General features: G+C 71.5%; 15 protein-coding genes and 1 tRNA gene. 5 read left to right on the top strand and 11 right to left on the bottom strand.

Going from position 1 to position 16,365, the window contains the following annotated elements:
* The first annotated feature begins 53 nt into the window (after window positions 1-53).
* Window positions 54-419 carry an RNA polymerase-binding protein RbpA gene (locus EZM51_RS04275; RefSeq protein ID WP_136707002.1) on the top strand — a complete coding sequence of 122 codons (366 nt, stop codon included), beginning with the start codon at window positions 54-56 and terminating at the stop codon, window positions 417-419.
* A gap of 9 nt (window positions 420-428) precedes the next feature.
* On the opposite strand, the gene lnt is transcribed toward EZM51_RS04275, so the two are convergent.
* The 9 genes from lnt to EZM51_RS04230 form a co-directional block, all read right to left on the bottom strand.
* Complete coding sequence (gene lnt, locus EZM51_RS04270) at window positions 429-2,006, bottom strand: apolipoprotein N-acyltransferase (RefSeq protein ID WP_136707001.1); 1,578 nt, start codon at window positions 2,004-2,006, stop codon at window positions 429-431.
* A 29-nt stretch (window positions 2,007-2,035) separates the two neighbouring features.
* Complete coding sequence (locus EZM51_RS04265) at window positions 2,036-4,465, bottom strand: DEAD/DEAH box helicase (protein ID WP_136707000.1); 2,430 nt, start codon at window positions 4,463-4,465, stop codon at window positions 2,036-2,038.
* A 25-nt stretch (window positions 4,466-4,490) separates the two neighbouring features.
* Window positions 4,491-5,300, bottom strand: coding sequence for a twin-arginine translocase subunit TatC (gene tatC, locus EZM51_RS04260; RefSeq protein WP_349236057.1), 810 nt, complete (start codon window positions 5,298-5,300; stop codon window positions 4,491-4,493).
* 4 nt (window positions 5,301-5,304) lie between these two features.
* Complete coding sequence (gene tatA, locus EZM51_RS04255; protein ID WP_136706999.1) at window positions 5,305-5,571, bottom strand: twin-arginine translocase TatA/TatE family subunit; 267 nt, start codon at window positions 5,569-5,571, stop codon at window positions 5,305-5,307.
* Between the two features lie 95 nt (window positions 5,572-5,666).
* Window positions 5,667-6,689, bottom strand: coding sequence for a WYL domain-containing protein (locus tag EZM51_RS04250; RefSeq protein ID WP_136706998.1), 1,023 nt, complete (start codon window positions 6,687-6,689; stop codon window positions 5,667-5,669).
* Window positions 6,689-7,708: a WYL domain-containing protein gene (locus EZM51_RS04245; protein WP_248305460.1), complete on the bottom strand. Its 1,020-nt coding sequence runs from the start codon at window positions 7,706-7,708 to the stop codon at window positions 6,689-6,691. The genes EZM51_RS04250 and EZM51_RS04245 overlap by 1 nt, the downstream gene beginning before the upstream one ends.
* Before the next feature lie 50 nt (window positions 7,709-7,758).
* On the bottom strand, window positions 7,759-8,694 hold the full coding sequence (locus EZM51_RS04240; protein WP_169053787.1) for an FKBP-type peptidyl-prolyl cis-trans isomerase: 936 nt from the start codon (window positions 8,692-8,694) through the stop codon (window positions 7,759-7,761).
* A gap of 43 nt (window positions 8,695-8,737) precedes the next feature.
* The gene (locus tag EZM51_RS04235; protein ID WP_136706995.1) at window positions 8,738-9,787 is read right to left on the bottom strand and encodes a tRNA (adenine-N1)-methyltransferase; all 1,050 of its coding nucleotides are present in this window, start codon (window positions 9,785-9,787) and stop codon (window positions 8,738-8,740) included.
* Window positions 9,784-10,458 (bottom strand): HAD family phosphatase, encoded by a 675-nt coding sequence (locus tag EZM51_RS04230; RefSeq protein WP_248305459.1) that lies wholly within the window; start codon window positions 10,456-10,458, stop codon window positions 9,784-9,786. The genes EZM51_RS04235 and EZM51_RS04230 overlap by 4 nt, the downstream gene beginning before the upstream one ends.
* A gap of 75 nt (window positions 10,459-10,533) precedes the next feature.
* Between EZM51_RS04230 and EZM51_RS04225 the strand changes: the two genes are divergently transcribed.
* Window positions 10,534-11,475, top strand: coding sequence for a PAC2 family protein (locus EZM51_RS04225; RefSeq protein WP_248305458.1), 942 nt, complete (start codon window positions 10,534-10,536; stop codon window positions 11,473-11,475).
* 42 nt (window positions 11,476-11,517) lie between these two features.
* Here EZM51_RS04225 and EZM51_RS04220 read toward each other — a convergent pair whose 3' ends face one another.
* The gene (locus EZM51_RS04220; protein WP_136706994.1) at window positions 11,518-12,366 is read right to left on the bottom strand and encodes an undecaprenyl-diphosphate phosphatase; all 849 of its coding nucleotides are present in this window, start codon (window positions 12,364-12,366) and stop codon (window positions 11,518-11,520) included.
* Window positions 12,367-12,381: 15 nt separating this feature from the next.
* Window positions 12,382-13,707: a M20/M25/M40 family metallo-hydrolase gene (locus tag EZM51_RS04215; RefSeq protein WP_136706993.1), complete on the bottom strand. Its 1,326-nt coding sequence runs from the start codon at window positions 13,705-13,707 to the stop codon at window positions 12,382-12,384.
* Window positions 13,708-13,820: 113 nt separating this feature from the next.
* Here EZM51_RS04215 and EZM51_RS04210 point away from each other — a divergent pair.
* From EZM51_RS04210 to EZM51_RS04200, 3 genes are all read left to right on the top strand, one after another.
* Window positions 13,821-13,904, top strand: a tRNA-Leu gene (locus EZM51_RS04210).
* A 135-nt stretch (window positions 13,905-14,039) separates the two neighbouring features.
* Complete coding sequence (locus EZM51_RS04205) at window positions 14,040-14,777, top strand: hypothetical protein (protein ID WP_136706992.1); 738 nt, start codon at window positions 14,040-14,042, stop codon at window positions 14,775-14,777.
* Window positions 14,774-16,318 carry a DNA polymerase Y family protein gene (locus EZM51_RS04200; RefSeq protein ID WP_136706991.1) on the top strand — a complete coding sequence of 515 codons (1,545 nt, stop codon included), beginning with the start codon at window positions 14,774-14,776 and terminating at the stop codon, window positions 16,316-16,318. Before EZM51_RS04205 ends, EZM51_RS04200 begins: the two co-directional genes overlap by 4 nt.
* The last annotated feature ends 47 nt before the right edge of the window (window positions 16,319-16,365 follow it).

Genomic DNA, 16,365 nt, shown 5'->3' with positions numbered 1-16,365 from the left:
GGAATGCCCAGCTTGATCGTTTATACCTTGTAGACGATCGAGAGGAGTACGCCATGGCGGACCGGAGCCTTCGGGGCATGCGAATCGGCGCACAGAGCCTGCAGAGCGAGGACGGCGTCGTCTTCGCCGACCGTGCCGACTACACCTACCGCTGTGAGACGTGCGGCCGTGAAACGGTGATGACCTTCTCGACCGAGGCCGAGCTTCCCGAGACGTGGGAGTGCCGCCACTGCGGCGCAGCCGCCACCCTGCTCGTCGACTCGAAGCCGGTGGAGGTCGACCGCTCCGGCGAGAAGGTGGCACGCACCCACTGGGACATGCTGCTCGAGCGCCGCACCCGCGCCGAACTCGAGGAGATCCTCGAGGAGCGGCTCAACTACCTGCGCGCCCGTCGCGGCCAGCAGAAGATCGGCGCCTGAGCCCCGGGCTCAGTCCGCCTCGACCTCGTCGGTCTCGTCGTCGACGTTGGCTTCGCCGCGCCCGCGCATCGTGCGGCGCGCGAGGATGCCCGCCGCGATGAGCCCGCCGACGGCACCCAGCACGATCGTGACGGGCACCGCGCCGCCGAGCACGACCGCCGGCGTGAGGCCCTCGCGCAACTCCACGTCGGTGACCATCGCCCCCGGTTCGTACGCGGGCAGCGAGTCGATGGTGCGACCCGTCGGGTCGATCACCTGGCTGGTGCCCACCGTCGAGATGTTCACGACCGAACGGCCGGTCTCGATCGCGCGCAGACGAGCGATCGCGAGCTGCTGCTCGTTCTCGTCGGTGCCCCGGAAGTCCGCATTGTTCGTCTGGAACAGGTACAGCTGCGCACCGTCGCGCGCGCCCTCCCAGATGAGCCCGTCGTAGATGACGTCGAAGCAGATCGCGAGACCGGCCACGGCGCTGCCGAGGTCGAAGACCGGGGCGTTCGTGCCCGGTGAGTACCCGCGCTGGATCAGTCCCGTCAAGTCGCCCGCGATCGCATCGTAGAACCAGCGATCGGGGATGTACTCGCCGAACGGCACGGGGTTGCGCTTGTCGTAGCCGTCGACTGCGCCCTCGCCGGCGCGCCAGAGGAGCGACGTGTTGTAGAACTGCTCGTCGCGCGTGGTGACGGTGTTGAGCACGACCGGGGCGTCGAGCTCCGTGCTGAGCGAGTCGAAGATCCGCGCCCCCGATTCGCTGCGCGTCGGGTCGACGTCGGAGCCGCCTTCCGGCCAGAGCAGCACGTCGACGCCTTCCTCGTCGAGGATCGGTTCGGTCGCCGCCAGTTGCGCCGCGAGCAGGTCGCCCGGCTCGCGCTCGTCGAAGTAGCCGGCCTTGCCGTTGCCCTGCACGCTCGCGACTCGCACCTCGCCGACCGCGACGGTCGGCCAGGCCGGCACCGCGACGGCGACGACGGCCAGCGCCGCGACTGGGATCGCCGAGCGCAGGTCCTGCCAGCCGCGCAGCCGGATCCACTCGATGAACCCCGCGACGAGCGCGACCATCACGAACCCGAGGCCGGTCGACCCGACCCACGAGACGACCGCGGCGAACGGGCTCTCGGACTGGCTGAGCGCTGCGCGCCCCCACGGGAACCCGCCGTACGGGATCGAACCCGTGGCCGCCTCGCGTACGATCCAGAGGCCTGCGACGAGCAGCGGCAGCCAGATCAGCCGGACCCAGCGGGATGCGCTGGCGCGGGGCACCCACCGGTAGGCGAGCGTGATGAGCACCGCGCCGCCCGCCACGAACAACGACTGGAAGATCGACAGGGCGAGCCACGGGATCGGTCCCAGGTACAGCGACGTCCACGAAACGTGCGGCAGGTAGAACGCGAGGCCGAACGCGAGCCCGAGGTGGAACGCCGCCCACGACGAGCGGCCGATCAGGCTGACGAGCGCGAGCCCGATGCCCACGAAGGCGAGTGGCCACACGCTCGCCCCCGGAAACCCGAGGTCGTACACGAGCCCACCGGCGATCGACGCGAGCACTCCCGCCCACAGCGGCAGAAGGGGTCGCTGGTCTCGTTCGGGCACCAGATCAGCCTAGGCGAACCGGCGCCCGGTCAGGCGACCGAGCCGTAGGCCACCACGCCGCGGCGCACGGCGTCGATCGCCGCACGAGCGGTGCTGCCGAGCTCCGCATCCGCGACGATCGAGATCTGATCGAGCAGGTCGACGACCTGCTTCGTGAGCCGCACGAAGTCGCCCGCGGCCAGCTCGGTGTCGGCGAGCACGCTGCCGAGGTCCGCGCCGCTCGCCCATGCGTGCATCGCCATGGCAAGCGCCGGCGACGGCTGCTCCGTGCCCGTCAGTCGGTGCTCGCGCTCGAGGTCGTCGAGTTCGCTCCAGACATCGGTCGTGCGATCGAACGCATCGCGGAACCGGCCCCGTGGCATCCGGAACTGCTCGCCGCGGTCGTCGCGGCGGGGTTCGTACACGAGGGAGGCCGCCATCGCTGCGAGCGACGGCACGTCGAGGCCGTCCCAGAGGCCGAGTCGCAGGCTCTCGGCCACGAGCAGGTCGCGCTCCCCGTAGATCCGCTTCAGGATGCGACCCGGCGCTGCCGAGACGAGTTCCCCGCCCGCGTCGCGTTCGAGGTAGCCCAGCGATTCGAGCACCTCGGTGACCCGATCGAACCGCTTCGCGACCTGGCCGGTGCGCGTGCGGATCTGACGGGACAGCTGGTCGTGCTCCTGCTTCAACCGCCACCAGCGTTCGGCCCAACGTGCGTGCTGCTCGCGCTCGGCGCATCCGTGGCACGGATGCGCGCGCATCGCCTTGCGGGCGCCGTTCAGCTCGCGCTGCATCCGCTCGCGCTGGGCGTGCGTGGGGTTGCCCTTCGAGGCCTGACGCTCGAGTTCGCCGATGCGGCGGCGGATCGCGGCATACTCGGCGAAGTCGCCGAGATGGCATCGCATCGCCTCCTCGAACCCGGTCATCGACTCCTCCTGCTTGCGCAGCGTGCGCGCGAGGTCGACGACGGCGCGATCGGCCTGGAACTGGGCGAACGAGAGCTCGAGGATCTGGCGGGTGCGCTCGCGGCCGAACTGGTCGATGAGGTTCACCGCCATGTTGTAGGTCGGCTTGAAGCTCGAGTTCAGCGGATAGCTGCGGCGTGAGGCGAGGGACGCGACGGCCTCGGGGTCGAGTCCGTCGACCCACTGGATGACCGAGTGGCCCTCGACGTCGATGCCGCGACGACCCGCGCGGCCCGTGAGCTGCGTGTACTCCCCCGGCGTGATCGGCACCCGGGCCTCGCCGTTGAACTTCTCGAGCTTCTCGAGCACCACCGAGCGAGCCGGCATGTTCACGCCGAGGGCCAGCGTCTCGGTCGCGAAGACGACCTTCAGGAGCTTGAGCTGGAACAGCTCCTCGACGACCTCCTTGAACGCCGGCAGCATGCCCGCGTGGTGCGCCGCGACGCCGCGCTGCAGGCCCTCGAGCCACTCCCAGTACCCGAGCACGGCGAGATCCTCGTCGCGGAGCATCCGCGCGCGTTCCTCGACGATCGAGCGGATTTCGTCGCGCTCCGCCGCGTCGGTGAGCCGGATGCCGGAGCGGAGCACCTGGCGCACGGCCTGGTCGCAGCCCGCACGGGAGAAGATGAAGACGATCGCCGGGAGTAGGTGCTTGCCGTGCAGCAGTTCGACGATCTCGGGCCGCTCCAGGCGCCCGCTCGCCTGCGCCTGCTGGTGGAAGCGACCACGATCGCCTCCACGGCGCCCCCGCGTCGATCGCGACGAGATCGACCTGCCGCCGGAGCGCGCGAGGCGTTGCAGCTCGGGGTTCACGCGATTCGTCGACGCCTGGCCCGACGAGTCGAACAGGTCGATGAGCTTCGCCTTCACGAGCACGTGCTGCTCGAGCGGCACGGGACGCTCCTCCGAGACGATCACGTCGGTGTCGCCGCGCACCGCCTGCAGCCAGTCGCCGAACTCCTCGGCGTTCGACACCGTGGCGCTCAGCGAGACGAGCCGTACCTCCTCGGGGAGGTGGATGATGATCTCCTCCCAGACGGCGCCGCGGAAGCGGTCGGCGAGGTAGTGCACCTCGTCCATCACGACGTAGGCGAGCCGGTCGAGGAGCGGCGAGGCCGCGTAGAGCATGTTGCGCAGCACCTCGGTGGTCATCACCACGATGCGGGCACCCGAGTTGACGTTCGTGTCGCCCGTGAGCAGGCCGACGTCGGCTGCACCCCACTCGTCGGCGAGTTCCTGGTACTTCTGGTTGCTCAGCGCCTTGATGGGTGTCGTGTAGAACACCTTCGCACCCGGCTCCTGCATGGCGAGGAAGACCGCGAACTCGGCGACGACCGTCTTGCCCGCGCCGGTGGGCGCGGCGACGAGCACGCTGCGGCCCTCGTCGAGCGCGGAGCATCCGGCCCGCTGGAACGGGTCGAGATCGAAGCGGAGCCTCGAGGCGAACTCCGCGAGTCGCGGCTTCCGCCGCTGTTCGCGAGAGATCGCGTACCGTTCGGCCGGGGAGAGGCTCATCACCCCTCCAGCCTAGACACGGTGCCTAGACGGCAGCCCCGAACTCGAGGCGGTTGCGCCGTTCGACCCGTTTGTCGTGCACGTGTGCGATGCCCCAGGCCGCGAAGTACAGGGCGATCATCGGGATCGCGAGCATGAACATCGAGATGACGTCGGCCGAGGGCGTCGCGAGCGCCGTGAAGAGCACGATCACGAGGATCGCCACCCGCCACGACTTGATGATCGCCGCCGCACTGAGCACGCCCGCGAAGTTCAGCAGCACGACGAACACCGGCACCACGAACGCGACGCCGATCGCCACCACGAGCTTCAGCACGAAGTCGATGTACTCCTTGGCGGTGAGGAGGGACGCGCCGCCTTCGGGCACGAAGCCCGTCATGAGCTTCACGATGTTCGGCAGCACGAACCAGCCGGCCGCGCAGCCCGCGAAGAACAGCGGGATGGCGGTGGCGAAGAACGCGAACGTGAACTTGCGCTCCTTGGTGTTCAGGCCGGGCACGAGGAACGCGAAGATCTGGTAGAGCCAGACGGGGCTCGAGATCACGATGCCGAGCGTGAGGGCGATCTGCAGTCGCAGGTCGAACGCGCTGGAGATCGTCTGGAAGATGATCCCCGTATCATCGCCCCGCGCCTCCGCGACACGCTGCACCGGGTCTTGGATCGCCTCCCAGACGAACAGGTCGGTGAGGATCCAGCCCACGATGCCGCCCACGACGATGGCGATCGCCGAGATGAAGAGACGCTTGCGCAGCTCGATGAGGTGCTCACCGAGCGACATCCGCTTCTCGCGGTTCTTCTCGCGGTTCTTCTCCCCGCGATCCTTCACCGCGGACATCGGATCAGCGACTCTTGCCGGTGTCGGCCTCGTCGTTCTTGGCCTGGACGCCGGCGGTGCCGCTCGCCTCGGGGGCCGCAGGCGTGGCGGCGTCGCCCGTCGCGGTGCCCTCGGTACCGGTCTCGTCCTTGTCGGAGCGCACCTCGCTCTTCAGGATCTTCATCGACTGGCCGAGGCTCTTGGCGAGGGCCGGGAGCTTGGGCGCGCCGAAGAGCAGCAGGATGACCACGAGGATGATCAGCGCGTGCCAACCAGTGAAGCCTTGCCACATAGGAATTCGTCCGTTCTCAGGGAGGATCGTCACGACAGTCTACCTGCCGTCGGTGCCGACGGGTCGAGACGGCGATCGTTCGTCCGCCGGGGCCCTCACGGCTCGCCGTCGCCCGCCGTTCCGGGGGTCTCGGCGGATGCGTCGCGTCCACGATACGCGTCGAGGCCCGCCTCCGCCCATTCCGCGACCGCGGCCCGAGCCTCGGGCGGCGAGACGACCGTGACGAGACCCGGCAGCCCCGCGACGAGGCGCTTGAGCCCGTGCACGTGCGCGAGGCGCAGCGTGACGCGCAGACGCCCACCGACCTCGTGCGTCCGCGAGTCCGCCAGGTAGTCGGCGAGGAGCGGCAGCGTCGACGGCGACACGTCGACCACGACGTCGAGATCGGAGTCCGAGCGCTGGAAGAGGGTGTCGGGCACGACGTGCTGCGAATGGTCGCCGACGGGCTCGTCGGTGAGCACGAGGGCGCTCATGCGGTCGACGCGGAAGTTGCGCACGTCCTCGCGCGTGTGGCAGTAGGCCTGCAGGTACCAGTCGGCGTCCTGCGAGATGATGCGCAGGGGGTCGGCGCGACGGCGGCTCGCCACGCCGCGGGCGTTGAGGTAGTCGAACTCGATCTGACGGCCGACCGCGACGGCCTGGCGGATCACCGCCAGCGACGCGTCGGCCTCCGTCTCGGCGACCGCGAGCCGGCTCGGCGTGGCCGAGGCGCCCGCGGTGAGCTTCGCCATGAGCGAGGCGAGTGAGGCGCTGCCCGCGTTCTCGGGGGATGCGGACAGGTACTGGAGGCCGGCGATGAGCGCCGCCGCCTCGCGCGCCGACAGCCGCGGCGCATCGTCGATGGCCACGTGGTGCACGATGACGATGACGTCGTCGTCCTCGAACGAGTCCCAGTCGATGTCGAAGAGGTCGTTCGGCTGGTAGGTGCCCGTCGAGCCCGGCAGGCCCGACGTGGCGATGAGCCGCACGGCGTCGCGGATCTCGTCGTCGGTCATGCCGAAGTGCGCCGCCGCCTCGGACACCGCGACGACCCGCTGCTCGAGGAGGTACGGCACGAACGAGAGCAGGAAGACGAGCTTGTCGGGCGCCTTCAGCGGCCTGGCGCGGCGCGCGGCCATCACCCGGCTCCTTCGTCGTGATGGGCGGCGGCGACGGCGGCGAGCCGGCTGCGCACCGCCTCGCGCAGCGACTCGGGGTTGATGACGCGCACCTCGGGACCGTAGGCGGCGAGCTCGTCGGCGAACACCGCGGCATCCGTGTAGTGGAGGCGGATGACCCCGGCCTCCTCGTCGCGGAGCACGGCGCGCTTGCCGAGGCGAACCTCCGCGTCGGTGCCCGCGGTCACCGCGAGATCGGCGGCATTGCGGAGCCGCAGCTCGTCGAGCTCGGCGAGGATACGGTCCTGGATGCCCGGGGGCGGTGCGTCGAACGTCATGCCGGGCACCGGCACGACGTCGTCGACGATGCGGGAGAGCAGGAAGGTGCGCGGGCCTGCGGCATCCCGGTCGTACGCGTGCAGGTGCCATCGCCCCTCGTGCAGCACCACCGCGAGCGGGTTCACCGTGCGCAGGCGCGGCTCGGCCTCGCCTGGCTTGAAGTAGCGGAACCGCACGGTCTGCCGGCGGTCGAGCGCCTGGCGCAGGGGTTCGAACGCGGCGTCGCGCACGCGCAGGCGCGGGGCGTAGCCGATGACGGGGTCGCGGGGCTCGATGCCGAACGAGCGGAGCTTGGTGAGGGCCCGCTGCGAGTCGGCCGACAGCGACGCCTCGCGCCACACCTCGGCCGCCAGACCGAGGAGCGTGAGTTCGTCGGGCGTGAATCGCACTTCGTCGGGCAGGTCGTACTGGCCCTTCGGGATGCGGTAGCGCAGCGCCTGGTTGTCACCCGGTCGGTCGGGCGACTCGACCGTCTCGAGCGGGATGCCGAGCTCGCGGATGTCGTCCTTGTCGCGTTCGAACTGGCGCTCGAGGTTCGCGTTGCCGCCGGATGCGTCGTATCGATCGGCGTAGCCGCGCACCGACGACAGGATCTCGGACTTCAGGAGTCCCGTCTCGGTCGCCAGGAGGGCGAGAACGAGGCTGAAGAGCCGGTCTTCGACCGGAATCCTCGACTCCCCCTTGCCCGCTGCGCCAGCCACACGAGCGATCATACTCATCCGGGGGCTGCCCCCGACCGCCGCCGACCGGGTCAGATGACACCCAGGATGTCGACCACGAAGAACAGCGTCGAACCGCCCGGCACCTGCGCGTTGCCCTCGTCGCCGTAGCCCTCCGAGGGCGGCACGATGACGCCGACCTGCGAGCCGACCGGCTGGCCGATGAGCGCGGCCGAGAAGCCGGGGATCACGTTGCCGCCCTCGCCGACCACGAAGGTCGCGGGCCGGCCGTTCTCCCACGACGAGTCGAACACCTCGTTGTCGCTCCACAGCACGCCCGTGTAGTGCACGACGACGGAGTCACCGTCTTCCACCAGCTCGCCGTTGCCCTGCTTCAGCACCTCGATCTCGAGGTCCTCGGGCGGCGTCGACTTGGGGACCGTGATGCCCGGGCGCCCGTCGGGCGCGAGCACCACCGCGGGGAACTCGTCTCGGGACAGGCGCACCGAGCCGTCGGCACGCATGAGGAATGATCGCTCCACGTCCACCACGAACACGAGGCTGTCGCCTCCGGCGATGCCGAGCGCAGCGTTGCCGGCTTCGCCCAGGCCTTCGTCGGACGGGATCACGGCCGCGACCCGGGAGCCCTCGCTCGCGCAGGTGAGCGCCTTGCGGAGCCCGGGCATGAGTCCCTCGACCAGGGTCACCTCGAACGGGTCCTGATCGTCGTAGCCCGCAACCTCGACCTGCTCGCCGTTGGCGCCGTTGTAGACGGCGTAGCGGATGAGCGCATGCTGGCCCTCCTGGAGCCGCTCGCCTCCGCCCACGATGACCTCGGTGCACTGCGTCTCGCCGGGCACGAGCGGGGTCGGGAACTCCACTCTCGGCTTCTCGCCGAAATCCCCCCGCACGACGACGGCGTCGGACGACTGCCCGGCCGTGGCCTGGGGAGCGGGCGCCGAGGCGCATCCGGAGAGCGTCACGGCGACGAGTCCGGCCGTGGCGATGAGCGCGAATGACGAGCGCACTGATCCTCGATTCTTCGATGGGTCGCGGAGGGGCGTTGGTAGCCTACCCGGCTTCGCCCGCGGATTCGGAGCGGTCGGCAGCGCCTGCGTCGGGCTCCGCCCCGCCGGGCTCGGTCGCGCGGGAACTCGCGGCCGCGGCATCCGCTGCCCGGGCCCGCTTGCGAAGCGCCTTGTCGCTCACCTGCCGCTCGCCGAGCGCGCCGGGCGTCCACGCCTCGACGTCCTCGTCGCTGAACTCGGTCTTCGACGGGCGGCGCTTGAGCTCGGGCAACTCAGTGCCCGGCGCGAGCCGACGGGCGGTGATGAGGAAGCCCGTGTGCGCGATCATGCGGTGGTCGGGCCGCACGGCGAGGCCCTGCACGTGCCAGCCGCGCACCATGGTCTCGTTCGCCTGCGGCTCGGTGTACCAGCCGGTGGCGCGGATCGCCTCCGCCACCCGCGACAGCTGCGTCACGGTCGCGATGTAGCAGAGCAGCACGCCGCCGGGCTTGAGCGCGGTCGAGACGGCGTCGAGGCACTCCCACGGCGCCAGCATGTCGAGCACCACCCGGTCGACGGATGCCGCGGCCGCCTGTCGCGGCAGCGCCTCCGCCAGGTCTCCGAGCGTGATCGACCAGTTCTCGGGGTCTGCGCCGTGGAACGTCGCGACGTTGCCGCGAGCGACATCCGCGAACTCGTCACGGCGCTCGAACGATTGCAGGCGCCCGGTCGGGCCGATCGCGCGCAGGAGCCAGAGCGACAGCGCGCCGGATCCGACGCCCGCCTCGACCACGGTGGCGCCGGGGAAGATGTCGGCCTGGGCGAGGATCTGCGCGGCATCCTTCGGGTACACGATCGCCGCACCGCGCGGCATCGACATCACGAAGTCGCTGAGGAGCGGCCGGAGCGCGAGGTACTCGACACCCGCCTGGTTGGTCACGACCGAGCCGTCGGGAAGGCCGATGAGGTCGTCGTGCGCGATCGCGCCCTTGTGGGAGTGGAAGAGCTTGCCGGGTTCGAGCGTGATGGTGTGCAGGCGGCCCTTGGGACCGGTCAGCTGCACCCGATCGCCCGCGCGGAACGGTCCGCTGCGCTCGCCGCGACTCTCGATCATGCGCGCGCCTCCCGGTGATCGAGCAGGGCGGCGAGGTCGGCGACGGATCGGCCGTCGAGGGTCGGCCACAGCACGTGGGCGGGTGCCTCCTCGAGCGCGAGGATGTTCGGCACGCCGATCGTGACCGCCCCCGACGCCCACGCCGAGGTGAGGCCGGCGGGCGAGTCCTCGATGGCGACGCACTCGCGCACGTCGACGCCGAGCTCCGCCGCGGCCTTCAGGTACGGCTCGGGGTGCGGCTTGGCGTGCTGCACGGCATCGCCCGTGACGAGCACGTCAAACGCGTGGAACGGGATCGCCCGCACGACGTCGTCGGCCATCGACCGCACCGACATGGTGACGAGCGCGGTGGGCACGGATGCCTCGCGCAGCGCCTCGAGCAACTCGCGGGCGCCGGGCCGCCACGGCACGCCGTGCTCGGCGAGCTGCTCCTGCACGCGCGCGGTGAGTCGCGCCACGATCGTGTCGGCGTCGAGGGCGACGCCCGCCGACTGGAAGACCGCCGCGGCCTCCCAGAGCCCGCTGCCCACGAGGCCGAGCGCGTCCTCGTGCGTCCAACGGCCGCCGAAGGACTCCACGAGCTCCTCCTCGGCCGCCATCCAGTAGCGTTCGGTGTCGACGAGGGTGCCGTCCATGTCCCAGAGGACGGCGGCGGGGAGGCGAGTGGTCACAACCCGCAAGTCTACGGGCACGCCCTATTGTGGAGGTGTCCCGGGTCCACCGGGGCGGGAAGCGGGGCACCAGGAGTGAAACAGCCGGCCGGATTCGAGGGCGGAAGGCTGCTCATCGTCGCGTTCGAGGGGTGGAACGACGCCGGGGAGGCGGCGACCGGTGCCGCAAAGCTCCTCATCGACCGCCTCGGCCTCGTCGAGATCGCCTCGGTCGACCCCGAGCTCTACTTCGACTACCAGTTCACGCGCCCGACGGTCGTGGCCGGCGAGGACGGCACGCGCCGGCTCGAATGGCCCGGCGCGGCCATCCTCGGTCCGAGCGGCATGCCCGCATCCGACGACGAGGAGGGCGTGACCGGCCCCGGTGCCGGGTCGCTGCACGTGCTCATCGGCGCCGAGCCCGCACGCAGCTGGAAGGGATTCGCCGCCGAACTCGTCGATGCGGCGCTCACCGCCGACATCGAGGGCATCGTGCTGCTCGGCGCGATGCTGGCGGATGCCCCGCACACGCGCCCGCTCTCGGTGTTCGCATCGAGCGAGAACGCCGAGGTGCGTCGGGCGCTGGGCGTCGATCGCTCGAGCTACGAGGGTCCGGTCGGCATCCTCAGCGTCATCGCCGACCAGGCCGAGCGCGTCGGCATCCCGACGGTGTCGCTGTGGGCGTCGGTGCCGCACTACGTGCACAACGCCCCCTCGCCGAAGGCCGTGCTCGCCCTGCTCGGCAAGGTCGAGGAGCTCACGGGGCTCAGCATCCCGCGCGGCAACCTCGAGGCGGAGGCCAAGGCGTGGGAGGCCGGCGTCGACGCGCTCGCGGCCGACGACGAGGACATGGCGGGCTACATCAAGCAGCTCGAGCAGGCGCGCGACGCCGTGGACGCGCCCGAGGCGAGCGGCGAGGCGATCGCGCAGGAGTTCGAGCGCTACCTGCGCCGTCGCGGCGAGGGGCCCGAGGGTCGGGCCGACGGTCGTGGCGACGGTCCGCGCGACGAGCCCTGGCGACCGCGCGACGGCGCCTGAGCCGCACGCGCCGCCGCGGCATCCGGCACCGCGCCGACGCCGTCAGGCGTCGATCGCGCCCGTGGCGAGCATCCAGAAGATGAATCCGCCGAGCGCGAGGCGGTAGATCACGAACGGCAGGAAACTGTGCTTCGAGATCCAGCTCATGAAGAAGTGGATGATGAGGATCGCCACGACGAACGCGACGAGCGTGGCGACCCCGGTCTCGAGCGGGCCGAAGACCGCCGGCTCGCCCCAGCTCTTGAAGAGCTGGTAGAAGCCGGAGCCGAACACCGCGGGGATGGCGAGGAGGAACGCGTACCGCGCCGCCGCGGGCCGCGCGTAGCCGAGCAGGAGTCCCATCGTGATGGTGCCCCCCGAGCGCGACACGCCCGGGATCAGCGCCAGGGCCTGGGCGAGGCCGAACAGGATGCCGTGCGGCACGTTCAGCCGGTCGAGCGAGCGGTTCTTCGCGCCCGCCCAGTCGGCCAGGCCCAGGATGATGCCGAAGACGACGAGCATGGTGGCGACGATCCAGAGCGATCGGAACGTCGTCTCGATCTGGTCCTGGAAGAGGATGCCGAGCACGACGATCGGGATCGACCCGATGATGATCAGCCAGCCCATCCGCGCGTCGGGGTCGTGTCGCGGGACGCGGCCGAACAGCGATCGGAACCAGTGCGAGATGATGCGCGTGATGTCGCGCCAGAAGAACACGACGACCGCCGTCTCGGTGCCGATCTGGGTGATCGCGGTGAACGCGGCGCCCGGGTCCTGGGCGCTCGGGAGGAACTCCCCCAGGATCCGCAGGTGCGCGCTCGAGGAGATCGGCAGGAACTCGGTGAGGCCCTGCACGAGGCCGAGGATGATCGCGTCGAGCACGGGGACGTCCGCCTTCCGGGGGTCGTGGATCGAGACCGGTCGCGGTCAGTAGCCGAGGAGCAGGTCGCGCAGGACCCGCCTCCCGAAGGATAGTGCGTCGAGCGGGACGCGCTCGTCGACCCCGTGGAACATGCCCGGGAAGTCGAGGCTCGCGGGCAGGCGCAGCGGCACGAACCCGTAGCCCGCGATGCCGAGTCGGCTGAGGGACTTGTTGTCGGTTCCGGCCGCCAGGAGGTATGGGAAGACCGGGGCGCCCGGGTCGTGCACCTCGATCGTGCGCCTGACGGCGTCGACCAGCGGACCGGAGGTCGGCGCCTCGAGCCCGACGTCGCGGTGCACGACCCGGATCTCGATGTCGTCGCCGACGAGCTCCTGGATCTCGGCGAGCACCGCGTCCTCCTCGCCGGGCAGGGTGCGGATGTCGACGAGGGCCTCGGCGTGGTCGGGGATCACGTTGTGCTTGTAGCCGGCGTCGAGCACGGTCGGGTTCGCGGTCGTGCGGAGCGTGGCCGTGATGAACCCCGACGCCGAACCCGTGGCGAGCGCGAGCTCGTCGGGCGAGACCTGCTCGGGGTCCACGCCGAGCACGCCCGCGATCTCGGCGAGGAGCTCGCGGGTGGTGTCGGTGAGCCGCAGCGGCCACTCCCGACGGCCGATGCGGGCGATGGCCTCGGCGAGCTTGGTGACGGCGTTGTCGCGGATCAGCCGCGATCCGTGCGCGGCGACGCCCCGCGCGATGAGACGCACCCAGATGAGCGACTTCTCGCCGGTCTGCAGGAGGTAGGCGCGCGTGCCGTCGACCGTGATCGAGTAGCCGCCGACCTCGCTGATCGCCTCGGTGGCGCCCGCGAAGAGGTTCGGGTGGTGGTCGACCAGCCAGCTCGCGCCGAGGCCGCCGCCCGCCTCCTCGTCGGCGAAGAACGCCACGACGATCTCGCGTTCGGGCAGGGATCCGGCGCCGATGATGTCGCCGAGCGCCGTGAGCATCATGGCGTCCATGTTCTTCATGTCGACCGCGCCGCGTCCCCAGAGCATGCCGTCGCGGATCTCCCCCGCGAACGGGTCGACGCTCCAGTTGCGCGCATCGGCGGGCACGACGTCGAGGTGGCCGTGCAGCACGAGCGCCGGCTTCTCGGGGTCGCGCCCCGGCACGCGCGCGACGACGCTCGTACGGCGCGGTTCGGACTCGAACAGCTGCGGTGCGAGCCCGAGCGCGGCGAGCTTCGCCTCGACGTATTCGGCGGCCTCGCGCTCGCCCTTCGCCTTGCCCTCGCCGTAGTTCGAGGTGTCGAAGCGGATCAGGTCCCGGGCGATCGCCGCGGTCTCCTCGAGTTCGGTGGTCGGCTGTGGGACTGCGGATGTCGGGGCCATGCGTTTCACCGTAGCCGCCCTCGTGACGGGTGGCCACGCGTGTTCGAGCGCCCCCGGAAACCGTGCTAATGTCTTCTCTCGGGCCTGCGGGAGACCGGAGTGCCCGACACAACGCGCGGGTGGCGGAAATGGCAGACGCGCTAGCTTGAGGTGCTAGTGCCCTAACGGGCGTGGGGGTTCAAGTCCCCCCTCGCGCACGCGTTGTGAGAAGGCCCGGATCGTGCTGATCCGGGCCTTCTTCCGTTTTCCGGGATGCCCCGAACGCGGGGGGTGGACGGACGGCCTTCCCGGCTTGCCTCATTCGAACATGTGTTCGAAACTGGGGTATGACCATGACCGCTCCCCACGCCGCTCCAAGCCCTCGGCCGGCGCGCGTCGAGGAGCTGCAGGCCCGCATCCGTGGGATGCAGGCCACGCGCCTCGACTCGAAGGCCGTGCCGACGCATCCGGCTCTCACGCAGGTGCTGCCGGGCGGCACGCTCCGCGAGGGCACGGTCGTGCAGGTCGAGGGGTCGACGACCCTGCTCATGGCGCTCCTGGCCGGACCGAGCGCGAGCGGGCGCTGGGTGGCCGTGGCGGGCATGCCCGAATTCGGCGTCGAGGCCGCGGCGCGGTTCGGCATCGACCTCGACCGACTGGTGCTCGTGCCCGATCCAGGGCGCCAGTGGCTCACGGTCGTCGCGGCGCTCGCCGACGTCATCCCCGTCGTCGCCGTGCGGCCGGCGGGTCGGATCTCGCCCGCCGAGTCGAGTCGCGTCCAGGCGAGGCTCCGCCAGCGCGGCACCACCCTGCTCGTCGCGGGCGAGTGGCCGGGCAGCGACGCCCGGCTCGGCGTCGAGACGAGCGAGTGGCAGGGACTCGAGCGCGGGCACGGGCATCTCGCCGAACGCGAGGTCGTCGTGAGCGTCGCCGGCCGCGGCGAGTTCGTGCGGCGTACGCGCTCACGCCTCCGGCTGCCGGGGCGCCATCTCGAGTTCGCGCCGGCGGCTCCGACGCCCGGCTTCGCCGAGTCGATCCGGCTCGCCGAGCCCATCCACCTCGACGACATCGAACGGAGGGCCACCGGATGACCACCGACCTCGGCCGCACCATCGTGCTCTGGTGCCCCGACTGGCCGGTCTTCGCCGTGTGCCGCGAGACCGGGCTCGACCCGACCGCGCCCATCGCGCTCACCGAGGCCGGCCTCGTCTTCGCCTGCTCGGCGGCCGCGCGTCGCGACGGCGTCGCTCGCGGACTGAAGCTCCGCGAGGCGCAGTACCGCTCCCCCGCCCTCACCGTGCTCGAGTACGACGCCGACCTCGACGCCCGCGTCTTCGAGCCCGTCGTGCGCGCCGTCGAGGCCGCCGTGCCCGGCGTGCAGCTCGTCCGGCCGGGCACGCTCGCCATGCGGGCGAGGGGTCCGGCCCGGTACTACGGCGGTGAGGATGCCGCGGCGTCGGCCCTCCTCGCCACGGTCGCCGAGCACGGGGTGCCGGGTGCCCGGATCGGCATCGCCGACGGACCGTTCGCGGCCGAGCAGGCGGCGCGCGCCACGGGCGAGGCGCCCATCGGCGTCGTGCCGCCCGGGGCATCCGCCGCCTTCATCGCGCCGCTGCCCGTCGCGCTCGTGGTCGACCCGCGCACGGCCATCCTGCTGAACCGGCTCGGCGTGCGCACGCTCGGCGAGTTCGCCGCCCTGCCCGCCGCCGACGTGCGGCGCCGGTTCGGGGCGGCCGGCGCGTTCGCGCACGACCGCGCCGCCGGGCGGGAGCAGGCCCGCGTCATCGCCCGCACGCCGCCGCCCGAGTTCGAGGCCGAGCAGCACTTCGAGCCCCCGCTCGACCGCATCGACCAGCTCGCGTTCGCGTTCCGCGTGGGCGCCGAGGAGTTCATCGACCGCATGCGCGCGGTGCGGCTCGTGTGCACCGGGCTGCGCATCGAGCTCGACGACGAGCGCGGCGGGCACTCGAGCCGGAGCTGGCTGCATCCGCGCTGGTTCACGCCGGCCGACGTCATCGACCGCATCCGCTGGCAGTTGCAGGGCGCGGGCTCGGCCGACACGGGCCTCGCCTCCCCCATCGTGCGGCTGCGCGTCATCCCCGAGCGCGTCGACTCCACGGGCAACCACGAGGAGGGCCTGTGGGGCGGCGGCCCCGACGAGCGCGTGCACCACGGGCTCACGCGCGTGCAGAGCATGCTCGGGCACGAGGCCGTGGTGACCGCCGCGATCGGCGGGGGCCGCATGCTCGCCGACCGGCAGGTGCTCGTGCCGTGGGGCGACCGGCCCCCCGAGCGCACGAGCGACGCGCCGTGGCCCGGGAGCCTGCCCGCCCTCGCGCCCGCGAGCGTCTTCCGCGAACGGCTGCCGATCGCGCTCCTCGACGAGCGCGGTGCCGTCGTCGCCGTCGACGACCGCGGCGCGATCTCCGCGTCGCCCGAGCGGTTCGCCGTGGGCGGCGGCGAGGCGGCGCCGGTGCGCGCGTGGGCCGGCCCGTGGCCCGTGGTCGAGCGCTGGTGGGACGCCGAGCAGGCCAAGCGCGTGCACCGGTTCCAGATCGTCGACGACGACGGCTGCGCCTGGCTCCTCGTGCGCGATCTCGAGGGCTGGTGGGCCGAGGCGAGGTACGACTGATGGCGGCATCCGATCGCATGGCGGCATCCGTAGAGCCGGGGGTGTGA

Source organism: Agromyces sp. H66, assembly GCF_004959775.1.
Classification (GTDB): Bacteria; Actinomycetota; Actinomycetes; order Actinomycetales; family Microbacteriaceae; genus Agromyces.
Note: the sequence above shows the minus strand (reverse complement) of the source record. Positions and strands in the feature narration are given on the sequence as shown.